This window comes from Vogesella perlucida, from assembly GCF_979366545.1.
Window position 1 is genome coordinate 500,275 of record NZ_CEETRO010000001.1, and the last position, 14,473, is coordinate 514,747.

A 14,473-nucleotide genomic window follows, 5' to 3' on the forward strand; every position below is an offset into this window, starting at 1 on the left:
GATGGTCGTCAGAAAGTTCTACGGCAAAACCACACGCGATGCACTGCGCCAGGTTCGGGAAGAGCTTGGCGCTGACGCGTTGATCCTGTCCAACCGTCCAACGTTGGGCGGCGGGGTAGAGATCATGGCCGTAGCCGACGCAGACGTGTCTGCGCTGGCCACCACCCTCACCCCGCCCTCGCAGCCCAAGCCGCCGCGTAATGTGCCGCAACAGCCGGCCCCGGTCAGCCCGGCGCCGCAACAGCCAGCCAGCCCCGCGGTAAACCGCGCGCTGGCGCGCACCTATGCCATGCCGGTAGAGCCACTGGAGGAGCCACCCGCCCCGCCACCGCCGCCTCCGCCACCAGAACCGCCGCGCAACCAGCCGCAACCTTTTCTGGAGCACGTACAAGCCAGCTCGCGCCGCACCACACCGCCGCCGCAAAGCGCTGCACAGCCCGCCGCTGCGGCCAACCCGCGCCGCACCGCGCCCGCGCAAGACGAGCCGGACCGCGAGCAAATGGCACAAGAGCTCAAGCAGATCAGCGACGAGATCAAGCAGCTGCGCAGCCTGCTGCAAAGCCAGCTAGCCGGTTTTGCCTGGTCCGACATGGAGCAGCGCACACCCAACCGCACCGAGCTGTTCCGCCACCTGCTCACCGCTGGCTTCAGCTCGGCGCTGATCCGCCAGCTCACGCAAAAGCTGCCGCCGCAGTACGACGGCGACGTGGCGCAAAAGTGGGCGCGTTCGGCGCTGATCCACAACCTCAAGTGCATGGACCCGCTGCACGACCCCATCGAGGCAGGCGGCATCTATGCCCTGGTGGGCCCCACCGGCGTGGGGAAAACCACCACGGTAGCCAAGTTGGCCGCACGCGCCACCATGCGCTACGGTGCGCAAAGCGTGGCGCTGATTACCACCGACACCTACCGTATCGGCGCACAAGACCAGCTGCGCATCTACGGCAAGATTCTGGGCGTGCCGGTGTTTTCGGTGCAGAACGAAGGCGACCTGCAGCTCACCCTGGCCGACCTCACCCCGCGCAAAGTGGTACTGATCGACACCGTGGGCATGGGCCAGCGCGACGCAAGGGTACAAACCCAGCTGGACATGTTCAACCAGGCCGGCCGCCCTGTGCAGCGCCTGCTGTTGCTGGCAGCCAATGCCGACGGCCACACGCTGGAAGACGTGGTGCGCCACTACAAAGGCGATGGCCTGACCGGTGCCATTGTGTCCAAGATTGACGAAGCACTCACCCTGGGCCCCAGCCTGGATGTGGTCATCCGCAACCGCCTGCGCCTGTTTTACGTGACCAACGGCCAACGTGTGCCGGAAGACATCCACGCGGCCCACGCCGAGCTACTGATAGACCGCGCGCTGCGTGCCGCACAGAACAACTCGCCCTTCAACCCCGCCGGGGATGAAATGGCCATCATGAACGCCGCACAATCCGGCTGGCTGGGGTAAGCATGAGCGATCAAGCCTCCAGCCTGCGTCTGCAGCGTGCCCAAGCCGATTACCCGCCCAGCTTTGCCTTTATCGGCGGCGAAGGCAGCGGCGTCAGTACCCTGGTGGGCGAGCTGGCCGCCAGCCTGGCCCTGCGCGGTGGCCGCCCGCTGCTGATAGAACACCAGCCGGGCCACCAGCAGGCACGCCGCCTGGGCCTGCCCGCCACCGGCACTTTTGCCAGCCTGGCCATTAGCCTGGGCGGCATCAACGAACTGATGGTGGCAAACCGCTACGGGCTGAACCTGATCAACCTGGCCGCCAGTAGCGAAGAGCGCACGCGCCTGTCGCCACGGCTGTGGCGGCGGCTGGCACACGAGTTTGCCTCGGTAGAAGCTGACAGCAGCGTGCTGCTGATCGACTGCCCCAATATCAGCGACGACCCGGCCCCCGCCTGTATTGCCGATAATCTGGTGCTGGTCCTGAGCCCCGATGCCGACAGCCTGACCCAGGGCTACGCCAGCCTGAAAAGGTTGGCCGCAGACTATGCCCGGCGCCGGTTCAATGTGCTGGTCAACCATGCACAAGACTTTGAAGAAGCCCAGGCTGTGTTCAACCGCCTCAACAGCGTGGCCGGTGACTACTTGTCGGTTGCACTACGCTGGGTAGGTTTTGTCCCCGCCGACAGTACGGTGCGCAAAAGCCAGACCCTGCGCCGCCCCACCGTAGAAGCTTTTGCCGAATGCGAGGCCGCGCTGGCCTATAACCAGCTGGCCGACATGCTGCCGCGCTGGCACGCGCCCGACCAGAGCGCGCCACGCAGTAGCTATCTGGAGCACCTACTCATGACAACCAAATCGCTTGCAGACTTGACAGGGTCCTGACATGGCAGCTCATCACAAAATGCGGGCCTACGCCCAAGTGGCGGATACCCGCCCGGCCATACAGATCGAACAATACACGCCGCTGGTCAAAAAGCTGGCCAGCATGCTGGTAGCGCGCCTGCCCGCCAGCGTGGATATCAATGACCTGATCCAGGTAGGCGTGATCGGCCTGATGGAGGCGGCCAAGCAGTTTGACCCGGCTCAGGGCGTGCAGTTTGAAACCTTCGCCAGCCAGCGCATCCGTGGCGCCATGCTGGACGAGCTACGCCGCGAAGACTGGATGCCGCGCCAGACCCGCCGCAACAGCCGCCAGATCGAAGACGCCATCCACAAGCTGGAACAGCAGCTGGGCCGGGCGCCCATCGAAAGCGAAATCGCCGAGCACATGCAGCTGCCGCTGGACGAATACCAAGCCATGCTGGGGGAATGTCGCGGTATTGGCGTGGTGCACTTTGAAGACTTCCAGGACGACGAAGGCAACGCCACGCACAGCATCGACAATATTGCCGATGAAAATGGCATCGAGCCCTCGGCTGTCCTCAGCGACGATGCCTTTCGCAACGCGCTGGTAGACGCCATCAAGCTACTGCCAGAACGCGACCAGCTGGTGATGAGCCTGTACTACGAACAAGAGCTGAACCTGAAAGAAATCGGCGCCGTGCTGGGCGTTTCCGAATCGCGCGTGTGCCAGCTGCACAGCCAGGCCATTACCCGCCTGCGCAGCCGCCTGCGCGAGTGGACCTGAACCTTAACGAAAGCCAAACTTGGACAAGATCAGTATTGTTGCCGTGCTGGGCGGGCTCACCGCCATCCTGGCGGGCCAGGCGCTGGAAGGCGGCCACCTGGGCTCACTGCTGCAGCTCACGGCATTTCTTATCGTGATTGGCGGCACCGCCAGTGCGGTCATGCTGCAAAGCACGCCCAAGCAGTTTGTCACCGGCCTGCGCATGGTGCGCTGGGTGTTCAGCCCGCCGCCGTTCGAATACGACAAGCAAATCCGCGAAATCGTGAACTGGAGCCAGACCAGCCGCCGTGGTGGCCTGCTGGCGCTGGAAAGCTTCGTTAACAGCCAGAAAGACCCGTTCAACAAGAAAGCCCTGCAGATGCTGGTGGATGGCGGCGAACCGCAAAGCATCCGCGAGGTACTGGAAACGGAAATCGACAGCCACGAGCACGGCCGCAAGCAGGCTGCCAAGATCTGGGAATCGGCTGGTGGCTATTCGCCCACCATGGGTATCCTGGGCGCGGTGCTGGGCCTGATTCACGTGATGGAAAACCTGTCCGACCCGTCCAAGCTGGGCGGTGGCATTGCGGTGGCCTTTGTGGCGACCGTGTACGGTGTGGGTGCGGCCAACCTGCTGTTCTTGCCGATGGCCACCAAGCTCAAGCACCTGATCCGCCTGGAAAGCACCGGCAAAGAGCTGGTGATGGAAGGGGTCGTGGCCATTGCCAACGGCGAAAACCCGCGCCTGATCGAAGCCAGGCTGCGCAGCCTGGCCAGCATCAACGACTAAACGCTGCGCCCAAGCCATGCAAAACGCCACCTTGACGGTGGCGTTTGTCTTGGTACTGCCCGCCAGCTCAAGCCAGCTCACGCAGCGCGGTGTTTTCCATCGGCTTTTTGATGAAGGCAGCCAGCAGCTTGTAGGTGTCCACATCAAAACGCGGCGTACCCTGCGGGGCGGCCTGCTCGCTACGGCGGCTCCCCAGATAACACCAGCGTTCGAACAGGTGCTCTTCCCACTCGCCGCTCACCGGGTCGGTTTCGCGCACCGCAATCATGCCCGCGTAGGGCCAGCTTTTGAGCTTGACCTTCGCCAGCGCGTGCAACAGACGGATATTGTGGTTGGCCGCATCCTCGCGCCCGATACACGCCCCCTTGCAGCGGCCGATCTGGTAGGCAAAGCAGGCGCCCTTGCGCGCGCCGCGTTTTTCCAGATGCAGGCAGGTCTGGCACAGGCCATTAGCCTCGCACAGCTCGCCTAGCGCCTTCTTGGCCTCTTTCTGCGTGCGGAACAAACCATAGATGGTATCCAGGCGGGCAAAGTCCACGTCACGCGCGTACACGATGCGCGGCAGCAGAAAGCCATCCGCGCCCTCGGCCAGCTGCAAGGTACACAGTTCTTGCTCCAGCCGGCCGCGCTGGTTGTGTAGCGGCTTTTTCTGTTTGATCAGCTGCAGCTCCAGCAACAGCGCGCCAAACTCGCCGATGGTTTCCACCCACTCCACATGGCGGATTTCCTGGCTGATGCGCATTTCCTTGTGCTGGCGGTGGTCGCCGCTAAAGTGCGACAGCACGCGCGTGCGCAGGTTGACGCTTTTGCCCACGTAGAGCGGTAAGCGTTTTTCGTCGTAGAACAGATACACGCCCGGCACGTCGGGCAAGTTGTCTACTACCTCCGGGTCCAGCCCCGGCGGCACCGACGGCAGCGCCATCAGCTCGCGCGCGGCGTCCTCCACCACGCTCTGGCCCAGGCTGGCGGTGGTCTGGCGCAGAAACTGGTACACCGCCTCGGCGTCGGCCAGCGCACGGTGGCGCTCGGCCAGCACAATGCCGTGACGGGCGATGATGCTGTCCAGGTTGTGCTTGTAGTGCTGCGGATACAGGCGGCGCGACAGTTTCACCGTACACAGCACATCGCTGCGAAAGCTCAGCCCTACCCGCTTGAATTCGTTCTTCAGAAAACCGTAGTCAAAGCGCACGTTATGGGCAATAAACAGCCGACCTTGCAGCTTTTCCAGCAGCGCCGGGGCGATATCGGCAAACGGCGGCGCGCTGGCCACCATGTCGTTGCTGATGCCGGTCATCTGTTCGATGAAGGCTGGAATGGTCTGCCCGGGGTTCACCAGAAAGTCAAAGCGCTCCACGCGCTCGCCATCCACCAGGATAACGCCCACTTCGGTTACCCGGTCGCGGGTGATATGGCCACCGGTGGTTTCCAGATCCACAATGGCGCAGGGTTGCTCAAACAGCATGAAAATACTCAGGAAAATCAGGGATCAAGCCCGCGCCACGCGCGGGACGGGCAGACTAACACAGCACCGCGGCAGGTCAAGTACCCTGCAACGCCTGCCACACGCGCCAAGCCACCCAGGCATCGTTGGCCGCGTACAGCTGCTGCGCCTCGGATAGCGCACGCAGCGACCAGTTGGACGTGGACTGTTTTTTGGACTTGCGAAAGTACTGGCCAAACAGCTGGGCTACCGCCTGCACGGCACCAATGGTCAGGCGCTTGTCCTCGCACTGAAACAAATTGCCCAGGTCCAGCAGGTTCAGGTCGGTGACACCAAAGCGGTTTTTCAGGTGGGCACGGTCCGAGCTCAGGTCAAAGCCTGCCAGCGTCAGGCCGGGGCGCGACAGCAGTGCGGCCAACGCTGCCGGCATCGGGCCTTCGCCCAGCGGGAACAGCCAGCCATGGTCGGCGCTGGCCAGCTGCACCAGGTGCGGCCCGGTAGGCTTCTGGCCCTTGTGGAAGGTTGGCCGCGACTCGGTATCGAAACCCAGTACGTTGTGCGCCTGCAGGGCGGCAACGGCGGCCTGCAGGCCGGCCTCGTCCTGCACCAGGGTAATCTGCGACAACGGCAAACCGGCAAACGGCGGCAGCGCCTTGATCTCGTCTTTGGGGAGGTGGCGGGTAATTTTCATGGCCGTAACAGTACCAAAGCACGACAGGCTTTGGCCACGAAAACCACCACAAAATCGATAAAACACCGCCGGTACCACGGGGTAAGAGCTGTACTTTTACCGTACCCCCAAAAACAAAAAGCCGCCCAAACGGGCGGCTTGCGGCCAACAATGACGCTCAGGCCGATAGTTCCAGCATCAGCTTGTTGATGCGTTTAACGAAGGCAGCCGGGTCTTCCAGCTTGCCGCCTTCGGCCAGCAGCGCCTGGTCGTACAGCACATTGGCCAGGTCTTCGCGGCGGCCATCGTCAGACTCGGCGGCCAGACGTTTGACCAGCACGTGCTCCGGGTTGATTTCCAGCGTGGGCTTGGCACCTTCCGGTACCGGCTGGCCAGCAGCTTTCAGCATGCGCTCCAGGTGGGCGCTCATGTCCTGCTCGCCTACCACCAGGCAGGCCGGGCTGTCGGTCAGGCGGGCGGTGGCGCGCACGTCCTTCACGCGCTGGCCCAGCGCTTTCTGTACCAGCTCCACCACCGGCTTGGCGGCTTCTTCCACTTGCTTCTGCGCTTCTTTGTCGGCGTCGTCTTCCAGTGCACCCAGGTCCAGCGCCCCTTTGGCCACCGACTGCAGCTTCTTGCCATCGAACTCGGTGAGCGAGCCGGTTACCCACTCGTCCACGCGGTCGGTCAGCAGCAGCACTTCCACGCCCTTCTTCTTGAACACTTCCAGGTGCGGGCTATTGCGCGCGGCAGACAGCGTGTCGGCGGTGATGAAATAGATCTTGTCCTGGCCTTCTTTCATGCGGCCAACGTATTCGGCCAGCGACACGGCAGGCACGTCGCCTTCGCTCGCGGTGGACACAAAGCGCAGCAGCTTGGCGATGCGGTCTTTATTGCCAAAGTCTTCGCCTACGCCTTCTTTCAGCACCTGGCCGAATTCTTTCCAGAAGTCGGCGTATTTCTCCGGCTGGTTGGCCGCCAGGTCGTCCAGCAGGCCCAGTACTTTCTTCACGCAGCCAGCGCGGATGGCGTCGATGTCTTTGGATTCCTGCAGAATCTCGCGCGATACGTTCAGCGGCAGGTCGTTGCTGTCGATGACGCCACGGACAAAGCGCAGGTACTGCGGCATCAGCTTGTTGCTGTCTTCCATGATGAACACGCGGCGCACGTACAGTTTCACGCCTTGCTTGCGGTCACGGTCCCACATGTCGAACGGCGCGCGCGACGGGATATACAGCAGCTCGGTGTACTCCTGGCGGCCTTCTACGCGGGCGTGGCTCCAGGCCAGCGGGTCGGTGAAGTCGTGGGCGACGTGTTTGTAGAATTCTTTGTACTGCTCTTCGGTGATGTCGTTCTTGCTGCGGGCCCACAGCGCCGAGGCTTCGTTAACGGTTTCGAAGTCATCGCTGACGATGATTTCGCCGTTTTCGCCGTAGCTGTTGCCCTTTTTCATCTCGATGGGAATAGAGATGTGGTCGGAGTAGGTACGCACGATGCGCTTGAGCGACCAGTCGTTGAGGAACTCCTCGTTACCTTCCTTCAGGTGCAGCACGATCTCGGTGCCACGGTCGGCTTTGTTTACCTGTTCCAGGGTGAAGTCGCCTTCACCGGCCGATTCCCAACGCACGCCTTCGCTGGCGGCGGCTCCGGCACGGCGGGTCGTCAGCGTGACCTTGTCGGCCACGATAAAGGCCGAGTAAAAGCCCACGCCAAACTGGCCGATCAGGTTGGCGTCTTTTTTGGCGTCGCCGGACAGCTGCTCGAAGAAGGCTTTGGTACCGGATTTGGCAATGGTGCCGATGTTGGCAATCACCTCGTCACGGCTCATGCCGATGCCGTTGTCGGCAATGGTGATGGTCTTGGCATCGCTATCCACACTGATGCGGATTTTCAGCTCCGGGTCGCTCTCGAACAGGGCCGCATTGTTCAGGCCCTCGAAACGCAGCTTGTCAGCGGCGTCGCTGGCGTTGGATACCAGCTCACGCAGGAAGATCTCCTTGTTGGAGTACAGGGAGTGGATCATCAGCTTCAAAAGCTGTTTGACTTCGGTCTGAAAACCCAGGGTTTCTTTCTGTGCGCTCATAGTGTCTGTCTGTGAGGTTAACAACGGTACACGCTAGATAAGGCTGCTTGCGGCAATTTCAATACCATGTTGGCCGCGTTGCCATTGCAGCATTTTGGACACGTCCGCCACAACACTTGCCCTGACTCGCGCGATTCTGCATAAAAGCTATAAAAGCGTGACGTAATATGAAATAGACACCCGATGAATGGAACGCTGCCATGCATAGCATCAAGGCAAGACTGCTGATCTGGATCCTGTTCGCCCTGCTGCTGGTGCTGGGTGCGACCGGGCTGGCCTCCTATCGCAGTACGCAGGCGCAGGAAGAGCAGGACTACCAGGCACTGAAAGACGGCCTGAAGCAGCGGCTGGCCCTGTCGTTGCCGCACGGGGTGTGGCAGCTGGACGACGAGTTCATTCGCCTGACACTGGACGCGGAGCTGGAATCCGCCGCCGTGGTCGGCATGCGGGTAGAAGGCGATGCCGGCTTGTACCTTGGCCGCCAGAACCTGCCGGATGGCCGTGTGGTGAACCTGAAAAAAGACGAGCAGATCAAGAGTGACGAAACGCTGGTACTGCCGGTGCTGTACCAGCAGCGCGACAACCTGGGTGCCATCACCGTTTACCTCTCGCGTGCGCGCATCAATAACCGGCTGGAAAACGAAGTATTACGCCAGGGCATGCAGGCATTACTGGTCGCCGTGAGCCTGTCCATCATTCTGGTGCTGCTGCTACGCAGCTATGTGTTCTCGCCCATCAAAGAACTGCACGCTGCCCTGCTGCGGGCATCACAGCTGGAAAGCAATGAAAGCACCCAGCTGCCCGAGGCGCGGTTTTCCGAGTTCTCCGAGCTGGCACACGGGGTGAACGCCATCACCCAGAAAGTCAGCAAAGAACTGGTACGCCGCCGCGATGCCGAATCGTGCGCACTGGAAGAAAAAGAGCGTGCAGAAGGTGCATACCAGCAGCTGCTGGACACCCAGGACACACTGATCCGCACGGAAAAGCTGGCCTCGCTGGGCGGGCTGGTGGCTGGGGTAGCGCATGAAATCAACACCCCGGTGGGCATTACCCTGACCGCCGCATCGCACCTGTCGCTGTCCACGCAACAAGTCGTCAGCCAGTTTTCCAGCGGGCAAATCAAGAAAAGCGATCTGCAGGACTACCTGCTGACGGCCGAAGAATCGTCCGCGCTGATACTGAGCAATGCCGAACGTGCGGCCAACCTGATCCATAGCTTCAAACAGGTAGCCGTCGACCAGACCAGCGAGGCACGCCGTACGTTTGACCTGAACGAGTACCTGCACGAGGTGATTACCAGCCTGCGGCCCAAACTGCGGCGCACGCACACCCAGGTGGAAATCGACTGCCCGGCAGGGCTGGAAATGGATAGCTTCCCCGGCGCCCTGTCACAGGTGGTAACAAACTTGGTGATGAATGCCCTGCTGCATGCCTATGATGAAGAACAGGAAGGCACCATCCTGATCAAGGCCGATGCACTGTCGCGGCAAAAACTGCGGCTGGTCGTTAGCGACGATGGCAAGGGCATACCAAAAGAAAACCTGGAGCGTATCTTTGAACCGTTTTTCACCACCAAACGTGGCAATGGCGGCAGCGGCCTAGGTTTGCACATTGTTTTCAACATCGTCTTCAAACGCCTGGGGGGCAATATCAATGTGGACAGCACGGTGGGTGAGGGGACCCGCTTTACATTGACCCTGCCCTGCGTGGCACCAGAACAACAAGCGTAAGGAACCAGTATGAGCGAGCTCACCGACAACAACGACTGGCTGCTGGACGACCAGGACACCCCGCTACCGGACACGCCGCAGCGCCGCCCCTGGAATGTGCTGATCATCGATGATGAAAAAGACGTCCACAGTGCCACCAGGCTGGCCATCAAGGACCTGCGCTACAAAGACCGCCCGCTGGCCCTGCTGAGCGCCTACAGCGCGGCGGAAGGCTACCGCATCCTGCAACAGCATCAGGATATTGCGCTGATCTTGCTGGACGTGGTGATGGAAACCGACGATGCGGGCCTGCGCCTGGTAGAGCGCATCCGCCACGAGCTTGGCAATACTGTATCGCGTATCGTGCTGCGTACCGGCCAACCCGGCCAGGCGCCCGAGCAGGAAGTGATCCTGAACTACGATATCAACGACTACAAAACCAAAACCGAGCTGACGGTACAAAAGCTGTTTACCACCGTGATTGCCTCGCTGCGCGCCTACGAAAACCTGGTGGCTATCGAGAAAAACCGCCAAGGCCTGTCCAAGATCCTGGAGGGAGCCAGCGACCTGTACCGGCTGCGCTCGCTCAAGGAGTTTGCCTCCGGCGTACTCAAGCAGATCAGCGCCATTCTGGACGTCGGTACCGATGGCGTGCTGTGCATGGAAAACACCCACAGCACCGGCAGGCCTGAGCTGGAAGTGCTGGCGGCAACCGGCGCATTCGAATCCCTGCTGAATAAAAACGATAGTGCCATCGCCCAGCAGTTTCCCGAGCTGCACACCGCTATACAGGAAGCCCTGGGCAGCAAGAGCAATGTGTACCGCCACCCGCTGGATATCCTGTACATCTCGTCGCAGAACGGCCGTGAGTTCGTGGTGCACTTTTCGCCGCCGTGGCCGCTGGAGGACGTAGAGCGCAGCCTGCTGGAGGTGTACTGCCAGCGCATCTCATCGGCTTACGACAACCTGTATCTGTATTCGCAGCTGATCAGCTCGCAAGAGGCAACCGTGGTGGCGCTGGCCGACCTGGCCGAGTTCCGCGATACCGATACCGGCGAGCACGTACTGCGCGTGCAGCTGCTAAGCGATGCCATTGCCACCGAGCTGCAACGCATGGGGGTATACGAAGACGACCTCACACCCCGCTTCATGGACATGATAGGCATGGCCAGTATCCTGCACGATGTGGGCAAGGTCGGCACCCCCGACCATATCCTGTTCAAGCCGGGCCGGCTGGACCCGGAAGAGCGCCGCATCATGGAGCAGCACGCCACCATCGGTGCCAATATCCTGCGCAAGGCCAGCACCATGGTAGAGGGCGTGAGCTACCTGTCCATGGGCGCCGATATTGCCGGCGGGCACCACGAGTATTTTGACGGTAGCGGCTACCCGCACCAGTTACAGGGGCAGGCGATACCGCTGTCGGCCCGCATTGTGGCGGTGGTGGATGTGTTTGATGCGCTGCTGCACAAGCGCCCGTACAAGGAACCCTGGCCGCTGCAGGAAGTACTGGACTACATTGCCGGCCGCGCCAACACGCAGTTTGACCCGCATGTGGTCAACGCCCTGCTACAGCTGGTCAATGAAAGGCGCCTGCCCGCGCCATTACTGGGGCCGCTGGAAGGCCACTAGCCGGATGACAGGCAAGAAAAAAGGCGGGGATAACCCCGCCTTTTTCGTGGCAACACGCGCTGGATCAGGCGCCCAGTGCGGCCAGTACGGTATCGCGTACCGACTCGACAGCCTGGGTACCATCGATCTTCACGTACTTCGGTGCCTTGGCATCGCCGGAGGCAGCCATTTGCGAGTAGAAACCTACCAGCACTTCGGTTTGCTCGTGATAAACGTCCAGGCGTTTTTTCACGGTCTCTGCCTTGTCATCGTCACGCTGTACCAGCGGCTCGCCGGTTTCGTCGTCCACGCCTTCCGCTTTTGGCGGGTTGTATTTCACGTGGTAGGTACGGCCGGAAGCCACGTGTACGCGGCGGCCGGACATGCGGTCGATGATGTTTTCGTCCGGCACGTCGATTTCGACTACGTAGTCGATATCCACACCGGCTTCTTTCATCGCTTCGGCTTGCGGGATGGTGCGCGGAAAACCGTCAAACAGGAAACCGTTTGCGCAATCCGCCTCGGCAATACGCTCCTTCACCAGACCGATGATGATGTCGTCACGTACCAGACCGCCTGCATCCATGATCTGTTTCGCTTCCACACCCAGCGGGGTGCCGGCCTTGACGGCTGCGCGCAGCATGTCACCGGTGGAGATTTGCGGAATACCAAACTTTTCCTTGATGTAGTTTGCCTGGGTGCCTTTACCAGCGCCCGGAGCGCCCAACAGAATCAACTTCATCGTTTACTCCCATCATTCACTTGTTGTGTTATTCGGAAAGGTTGGCCGCAACGATGGCTCGCACGCGGGCCAGGTCTTCCGGCGTATCCACGCCGGCTGGCGGCGCGTCGGCCACACATTCAACCGCAATATCAAAACCGTGCCACAGCATGCGTAGCTGCTCCAGCGCCTCGAACTGCTCCAGCGGCGCAGGGGCCAGCTGGCTGTAGGTATGCAGCAGGCTGGCACGGTAGGCGTACATGCCGATGTGGCGGTACACCGGCAAGCCGGCCGGCAGGGTGCTGCGGTCGGCTGCGAAGGCGTCGCGGGCAAACGGAATGGCGGCGCGGCTGAAGTACAACGCCCGCCCCTGCTTGTTCACCACGACCTTCACCACGTTCGGGTTGAACATGTCTTCTGCACTGTGGATGGCGTGCGCCAGCGTGGCCATGGGCAGCACGCCATCCTGCATTTGTGCGGCCAGGGCATCAATCAGCGCCGGGTCAATCAACGGCTCGTCGCCCTGCACGTTGACCACGACGGCATTGTCTGGCAGCGCCAGCAGGCTGGCTACTTCGGCCAGGCGGTCGGTACCGCTAGGGTGGTCGGCACGGGTCAGCACCACCTCCACGCCGTGTGCGCGGCAGGCGTCCACAATGCGCGGGTGGTCGGTCGCCACGATCACGCGGCTGGCGGCCGACTGCGCGGCACGCTCGGCCACACGCACCACCATCGGTTTGCCGCCGATATCGGCCAGCGGTTTTTCCGGCAGGCGGCTGGACGACAGCCGCGCGGGAATCACCACCAGGAAACCGCTCATTGCACTTCTTCCTCGGGTGCCAGCTCGCGGGCTTCGCTTTCCAGCATCATGGGGATGCCGTCACGGATAGGGTAAGCCAGGCGATCGCCTTTGCAGATCAGCTCCTGCTTGGCTTTGTCCAGATGCAGCGGGCCTTTGCACAGCGGGCAAACCAGAATCTCAAGAAATTTTGCGTCCATTTGTTTCTTTCAGTCGGGACAGTATCCACGGGGCCAGATCGGGCTCCAGCCGCGCGGCCACGGGCAGAATCCATAGTCTAGCATGATTGACGCACTGCAACTTGACCGCGTCCTTGGCGGTCACAATCACGGCGTCTGCGTCTTGCGGCAGGTCGGCTGCGGCTAGCGGGTGGTGGTCTGGCAGGGCGATGCTGCGCTGCAAGGTCACGCCCTGGCGCTGCAGGGTGTCAAAGAAGCGCTGCGGGTTGCCGATACCGGCCAGTGCCACCACGCGCTCAGCGGCAAAGTCCTGCGCCTGGCGGGTGTCGGCAGGGTTGGCCGCACGGTAGAACGCACCAGGCGCCAGCGTCTGGCGGAACACGGTCACGCCCGCAGGCAAAGCCAACGCGCCTGCCTGACCGCCATTGACTACCAGCGCGTCCACACTGCGCAGGCGCGAGGGCGCTTCGCGCAAGGGGCCGGCCGGCAACAGGTGACCGTTACCCAGCCCGCGCTCGCCGTCCAGCACCACGATTTCCAGCGACCGGCCCAAGGCATAGTGCTGCAAGCCATCGTCGCTCAGGATCAAGTCCAGGTCCGGATAATGCTGCAGCAGCAGGCGTGCGGCCGCGATACGGTCGCGCCCTACCGCCACAGGTGAGCCGGTGGCGGCCAGCAGCAAGGGTTCGTCCCCCACCAGGCTGGCGGGCGTGTGGGCCGACACCAGCGTGGCGGCGGTATGGCTGCCACCGTAACCGCGGCTGATGACCCCCGCCTTGACCCCCAGCGCAGCAAAGTCGCGCAGCAGGGTTTCGGTCAGTGGTGTCTTGCCCACGCCACCGACATTGATATTACCGATAATCACTACCGGCACCGGCAAGGTGGTCACGGTTTTCAGGCCGCTACGATAGAGCAGCCGGCGCAGGGCGGCCAACAGGGCAAACAGCCCTTCGGGCAGGGCCAGAAGGGCTGTCATCCACCAGACAGGGCGGTACCAATGCTGTTCCAGCCGGTTCACGGCGTCACCGACTGGGTAGCAAAGGTCAGCTGCGACAGGCCGGCAAAACGCGCCGCCTCCATGACCGACACCACCGACTGGTGCGTGGCCTGGGCATCGGCGCTGATAATCACCACCGGGTTCTGCTTGCCGCTAGCGAGTGTTTTCAACAGCGTGCTCAGCGCCGCCACCGACTTGTCTGCCGGGCGGCTGCCATTGACCAGATAGTCCCCTGCCCGGCTTACCTCTACCCGCAGCTCGGCGCTTTTCTTCTCCTCGGCCTTGCCCTCGGCCTGCGGCAGGCTGACTTGCAGCTCGGAAAAGCGCGAGTAGGTGGTGGTCACCATCAGGAAAATCAGGATCACCAGCAGCAGGTCGATCAGCGGGATAAAGTTGATTTCCGGCTCTTCACGCTGGCCGCGACGTCGAAAGTTCATGC

Annotated in this window: 14 protein-coding genes; 6 read left to right on the top strand and 8 right to left on the bottom strand. The window is 61.9% G+C overall.

The features are described 5' to 3' along the window. Nucleotide 1 precedes the first annotated feature (1 nt). Genes flhF through ACZ9XP_RS02410 form a run of 4 tightly spaced genes read left to right on the top strand, consistent with a single transcriptional unit; the run spans nucleotide 2 to nucleotide 3,824 of the window. Nucleotides 2–1,447 (top strand): flagellar biosynthesis protein FlhF, encoded by a 1,446-nt coding sequence (flhF, locus tag ACZ9XP_RS02395; RefSeq protein WP_147684459.1) that lies wholly within the window; start codon nucleotides 2–4, stop codon nucleotides 1,445–1,447. 2 nt (nucleotides 1,448–1,449) lie between these two features. Continuing rightward, the gene (locus ACZ9XP_RS02400; protein ID WP_147684461.1) at nucleotides 1,450–2,310 is read left to right on the top strand and encodes a P-loop NTPase family protein; all 861 of its coding nucleotides are present in this window, start codon (nucleotides 1,450–1,452) and stop codon (nucleotides 2,308–2,310) included. A gap of 1 nt (nucleotide 2,311) precedes the next feature. Then, on the top strand, nucleotides 2,312–3,055 hold the full coding sequence (locus ACZ9XP_RS02405) for an RNA polymerase sigma factor FliA (protein ID WP_465187923.1): 744 nt from the start codon (nucleotides 2,312–2,314) through the stop codon (nucleotides 3,053–3,055). A 19-nt stretch (nucleotides 3,056–3,074) separates the two neighbouring features. After that, the gene (locus ACZ9XP_RS02410) at nucleotides 3,075–3,824 is read left to right on the top strand and encodes a flagellar motor protein (protein ID WP_147684463.1); all 750 of its coding nucleotides are present in this window, start codon (nucleotides 3,075–3,077) and stop codon (nucleotides 3,822–3,824) included. 67 nt (nucleotides 3,825–3,891) lie between these two features. On the opposite strand, the gene ACZ9XP_RS02415 is transcribed toward ACZ9XP_RS02410, so the two are convergent. The 3 genes from ACZ9XP_RS02415 to htpG form a co-directional block, all read right to left on the bottom strand. Next, the gene (locus tag ACZ9XP_RS02415) at nucleotides 3,892–5,286 is read right to left on the bottom strand and encodes an exonuclease domain-containing protein (RefSeq protein ID WP_465187924.1); all 1,395 of its coding nucleotides are present in this window, start codon (nucleotides 5,284–5,286) and stop codon (nucleotides 3,892–3,894) included. 76 nt (nucleotides 5,287–5,362) lie between these two features. After that, entirely contained in the window at nucleotides 5,363–5,956 is a 594-nt protein-coding gene (locus ACZ9XP_RS02420) for a 3'-5' exonuclease (protein WP_147684467.1), read from the bottom strand. A 157-nt stretch (nucleotides 5,957–6,113) separates the two neighbouring features. Then, the gene (gene htpG / locus ACZ9XP_RS02425; RefSeq protein WP_147684469.1) at nucleotides 6,114–8,018 is read right to left on the bottom strand and encodes a molecular chaperone HtpG; all 1,905 of its coding nucleotides are present in this window, start codon (nucleotides 8,016–8,018) and stop codon (nucleotides 6,114–6,116) included. A gap of 200 nt (nucleotides 8,019–8,218) precedes the next feature. Here htpG and ACZ9XP_RS02430 point away from each other — a divergent pair, with 200 nt between their 5' ends. Together ACZ9XP_RS02430 and ACZ9XP_RS02435 are read left to right on the top strand one after the other, a co-directional pair. Next, nucleotides 8,219–9,748, top strand: a complete 1,530-nt coding sequence (locus tag ACZ9XP_RS02430) for a sensor histidine kinase (RefSeq protein ID WP_147684472.1) — start codon at nucleotides 8,219–8,221, stop codon at nucleotides 9,746–9,748. A gap of 9 nt (nucleotides 9,749–9,757) precedes the next feature. After that, on the top strand, nucleotides 9,758–11,359 hold the full coding sequence (locus ACZ9XP_RS02435) for a DUF3369 domain-containing protein (protein WP_465187925.1): 1,602 nt from the start codon (nucleotides 9,758–9,760) through the stop codon (nucleotides 11,357–11,359). A 64-nt stretch (nucleotides 11,360–11,423) separates the two neighbouring features. Here ACZ9XP_RS02435 and adk read toward each other — a convergent pair whose 3' ends face one another. Genes adk through ACZ9XP_RS02460 form a run of 5 tightly spaced genes read right to left on the bottom strand, consistent with a single transcriptional unit; the run spans nucleotide 11,424 to nucleotide 14,471 of the window. Continuing rightward, nucleotides 11,424–12,080, bottom strand: a complete 657-nt coding sequence (gene adk, locus ACZ9XP_RS02440) for an adenylate kinase (protein ID WP_147684476.1) — start codon at nucleotides 12,078–12,080, stop codon at nucleotides 11,424–11,426. Between the two features lie 28 nt (nucleotides 12,081–12,108). Then, on the bottom strand, nucleotides 12,109–12,879 hold the full coding sequence (gene kdsB / locus ACZ9XP_RS02445) for a 3-deoxy-manno-octulosonate cytidylyltransferase (protein ID WP_147684478.1): 771 nt from the start codon (nucleotides 12,877–12,879) through the stop codon (nucleotides 12,109–12,111). After that, nucleotides 12,876–13,058 carry a Trm112 family protein gene (locus ACZ9XP_RS02450; RefSeq protein ID WP_147684480.1) on the bottom strand — a complete coding sequence of 61 codons (183 nt, stop codon included), beginning with the start codon at nucleotides 13,056–13,058 and terminating at the stop codon, nucleotides 12,876–12,878. The genes kdsB and ACZ9XP_RS02450 overlap by 4 nt, the downstream gene beginning before the upstream one ends. Next, on the bottom strand, nucleotides 13,039–14,013 hold the full coding sequence (gene lpxK, locus ACZ9XP_RS02455; protein ID WP_465187926.1) for a tetraacyldisaccharide 4'-kinase: 975 nt from the start codon (nucleotides 14,011–14,013) through the stop codon (nucleotides 13,039–13,041). The genes ACZ9XP_RS02450 and lpxK overlap by 20 nt, the downstream gene beginning before the upstream one ends. A 38-nt stretch (nucleotides 14,014–14,051) precedes the next feature. Then, entirely contained in the window at nucleotides 14,052–14,471 is a 420-nt protein-coding gene (locus tag ACZ9XP_RS02460) for an ExbD/TolR family protein (protein WP_147684482.1), read from the bottom strand. Nucleotides 14,472–14,473 lie beyond the last annotated feature (2 nt).

Bases quoted from the DNA above. Each gene is read 5' to 3' on its own strand.
- ACZ9XP_RS02405 (WP_465187923.1), top strand. From the start codon at position 2,312: ATGGCAGCTCATCACAAAATGCGGGCCTACGCCCAAGTGGCGGATACC.
- adk (WP_147684476.1), bottom strand. From the start codon at position 12,080: ATGAAGTTGATTCTGTTGGGCGCTCCGGGCGCTGGTAAAGGCACCCAG.
- flhF (WP_147684459.1), top strand. From the start codon at position 2: ATGGTCGTCAGAAAGTTCTACGGCAAAACCACACGCGATGCACTGCGC.
- ACZ9XP_RS02420 (WP_147684467.1), bottom strand. From the start codon at position 5,956: ATGAAAATTACCCGCCACCTCCCCAAAGACGAGATCAAGGCGCTGCCG.
- ACZ9XP_RS02435 (WP_465187925.1), top strand. From the start codon at position 9,758: ATGAGCGAGCTCACCGACAACAACGACTGGCTGCTGGACGACCAGGAC.
- ACZ9XP_RS02450 (WP_147684480.1), bottom strand. From the start codon at position 13,058: ATGGACGCAAAATTTCTTGAGATTCTGGTTTGCCCGCTGTGCAAAGGC.
- ACZ9XP_RS02430 (WP_147684472.1), top strand. From the start codon at position 8,219: ATGCATAGCATCAAGGCAAGACTGCTGATCTGGATCCTGTTCGCCCTG.
- ACZ9XP_RS02400 (WP_147684461.1), top strand. From the start codon at position 1,450: ATGAGCGATCAAGCCTCCAGCCTGCGTCTGCAGCGTGCCCAAGCCGAT.
- htpG (WP_147684469.1), bottom strand. From the start codon at position 8,018: ATGAGCGCACAGAAAGAAACCCTGGGTTTTCAGACCGAAGTCAAACAG.
- kdsB (WP_147684478.1), bottom strand. From the start codon at position 12,879: ATGAGCGGTTTCCTGGTGGTGATTCCCGCGCGGCTGTCGTCCAGCCGC.
- lpxK (WP_465187926.1), bottom strand. From the start codon at position 14,013: ATGACAGCCCTTCTGGCCCTGCCCGAAGGGCTGTTTGCCCTGTTGGCC.
- ACZ9XP_RS02415 (WP_465187924.1), bottom strand. From the start codon at position 5,286: ATGCTGTTTGAGCAACCCTGCGCCATTGTGGATCTGGAAACCACCGGT.
- ACZ9XP_RS02460 (WP_147684482.1), bottom strand. From the start codon at position 14,471: ATGAACTTTCGACGTCGCGGCCAGCGTGAAGAGCCGGAAATCAACTTT.